Source organism: Mojavia sp. (genome assembly GCF_059505145.1).
In genome coordinates, this window is the sequence record NZ_JCACKA010000055.1 from 1 (window position 1) to 2,515 (window position 2,515).

At 42.6% G+C, this 2,515-nt stretch carries 2 protein-coding genes and 1 pseudogene; all 3 read left to right on the top strand.

Annotated features, from left to right (window positions below; translation table 11 throughout):
• Nucleotides 1-796 precede the first annotated feature (796 nt).
• Nucleotides 797-1,846: a tyrosine-type recombinase/integrase gene (locus AC5JL8_RS11055; RefSeq protein WP_495879825.1), complete on the top strand. Its 1,050-nt coding sequence runs from the start codon at nucleotides 797-799 to the stop codon at nucleotides 1,844-1,846.
• 3 nt (nucleotides 1,847-1,849) lie between these two features.
• Nucleotides 1,850-2,317: a hypothetical protein gene (locus AC5JL8_RS11060; RefSeq protein WP_495879826.1), complete on the top strand. Its 468-nt coding sequence runs from the start codon at nucleotides 1,850-1,852 to the stop codon at nucleotides 2,315-2,317.
• A gap of 2 nt (nucleotides 2,318-2,319) precedes the next feature.
• Nucleotides 2,320-2,515, top strand: a pseudogene (locus tag AC5JL8_RS11065) (hypothetical protein); the annotation flags it as partial.

Below are 2,515 nucleotides of genomic sequence, written 5' to 3' on the forward strand. Positions count from 1 at the left end.
CTTTGCTATTTAAGCATTATAGCCTTTTTTACTTTTTTGTTTTGTTTAAGTCCCGGTAATTACTGTCAAGCGGTGAAAGAGGCTAAAAAGCTTATACATCATGGAAGTTACGCTTTTTGCTGCTCTTATGTCCTTTGAAAGCTTTTAAATAATTAAATGCCTTTTCTCTAAAAACTGACTCCTCAAAACTTAAATAATTAAATGCCTTTTTTTAAAAGTCTCGATAGACTACTGAGTTTTAGCGTTATCTCATAGAGCAACTGCTGTTTGAGCTATCAAAGAACAAAGGCGTTGTACTTGTCATACGTAGGCTAAATAATACAGAAATTTTACATCATGATGATATCTAGGTAAATTAGCTATAACCTTTGAGGGCAAGAGTTTAATTTACCTAGATAGCATCTAGATATAACCAAGTGCTAGATTACGGAGTTAATCACTATACCCGCTTCGACAAGGCTTAGTATTTTGCCTTGTCCGTTGCCACTAACCTTCATCAGGCTCTTCTCTCCCCCTGCTCAAAGAGCTCACCTCAACAGATAACTTTGTTAACCGAACAGTATTGATTCCACGCCTCGCCTGCCATCATGCGCTCGTGCTTGGTAGACGGACGTTGGCTTTGAGCGAAGGAGGATTGCGATCGCTTCTAGTAGATACTGAAACTATTGTATAATATAATACAAAATTACGAATATTATTTCTAAGTAAGTTTATATCGTAGTTTTTGTCGTAGATAAGATAAGGGAAAATTATTTTGTGTTCAGCCACGATGGTGTAAACTGGACTATCAAAATTCATGCGATGCGATCGCAATCCTCAAGTGAATAGTCCTGAATTAGAAAACTTACCTCAAATCAAGCTGATTCCCTTAAATGATGAAAGTTTACCTGTCGGACATGATAGACAGCACAAAGCTAGTACAAGACCACCAACTGATATCCGGTGGGTGAAAGTATTGGAATTTTTACGCAGCAATAACCTTGCGCCCAACAGCCGTAAGTTATACGAACGCGAACTCAAGCGTTTTTTGGGATGGACACAATTGCATTATCACGAACTGCGTCTGCGTCATTTTGGGCAGTACAAAGAGTATCTGATGGAAGTCTGCCGTACAGATGCTGGGAAATCCTTATCAAAAAGCAGCATCAATGCAGGGCTTGCTGCAATCAAAAGTTTCTTCAAATGGTTTACTCTGGCTTACCCGGAACTGCTGGCTACTAACCCCACACTAGGGGTGAAGCTAGAAAAAATCCCTCTGCCAGCGGCACAAAGCCTAACCCCGGAACAGATGGAACAGGTTTGGTCGGCTTTGGAGTTACTAGGAGAAACAAAACAACGCGATACTGCACTTGTTCACATTCTTAGTCACGGGTTGAGGGCAGGAGAAGTAGTGAATTTAAATGTCGGAGCATTTGATGGCAAGCTGTTGTTTTTAGGCGATACCAAAAATGATCAACCGCGTTTAGTACCGTTACGTCAACAAAGTCGGGACGTTTTGGCAGATTATTTGCGATCGCGCGTTTGTGGGGGTGAAGAATTAAACAGCGGCTCCCCGTTGATGATTTCCCACCATGCTTCATATAAAGGTGAACGCTTGAGTTACCACGGCATTTACTTTGCAATTGAGAAAATTGGGGAATTAGCTCAAATTGAAGATTTGCATCCCCATCAATTTCGTCATACTTATGCGACTGATTTATTGTTACTCGGCGTTGACCCGACTCATGCTCGCAAGCTGACAGGACATACTAGCGAGAAGGCATTTCGGCGGTATACACTCCGCAGTGAGCAAGAAGCGGCGATCGCTGCTTACTACCGTGCAATTGGCGAAGAAGAAGCCCAGTAGAGTATGCCAAAGCCGTTAGATCCCAAATGTCAGTTATGTTCCAAACTGCCAACCGCCAAAGCTAAGGTGTTGCATGGAAGCGAAGGTGACGGGTGTTGGAATCCCGAAGTGTGTCATAATCGGCGTTCCTTCTACCGCCGTCGCACACTAGATGATTCGGCACAAATTGATGCGATTACAGTTGAACCACCAGCAACGTATTTTGCAGTACTGTATTTATACAAAGAACCAGGAGATAAACCATTACACGCACTCGGTGCAGAACTGTGGCTGGGACAAAAACCGATTTGTCGCCTGCAACCAATTCACTGTTTTGGGCTAACGGCGGGCAAAATACGTGCCTATACAGACATGGTATTGCAGGCATTTGCTAAACAATATGCTATCTCGTTATACCAATATAAGGATATGTTTGAGGTGAGTCCAACCCATTGCCCAGTGCGTCCTTGTCCGCTACATCCGGAGTCATAAAGATGGCTGTATATCGGCAATTAACGATTTGGGATGTGCTTGATGAGATATCAGAAGCGCCACCGACATCAACGCTAGCTGTGGTGTGGGAATGTTTGGATACTGAGCTTGAAAATTTACCAACAGAATTACAGTTATCAACCGCAGCAGCAGCGTTTTATCAAATTGCAAATATTATCAAATCTCGTGCCGAGTTAT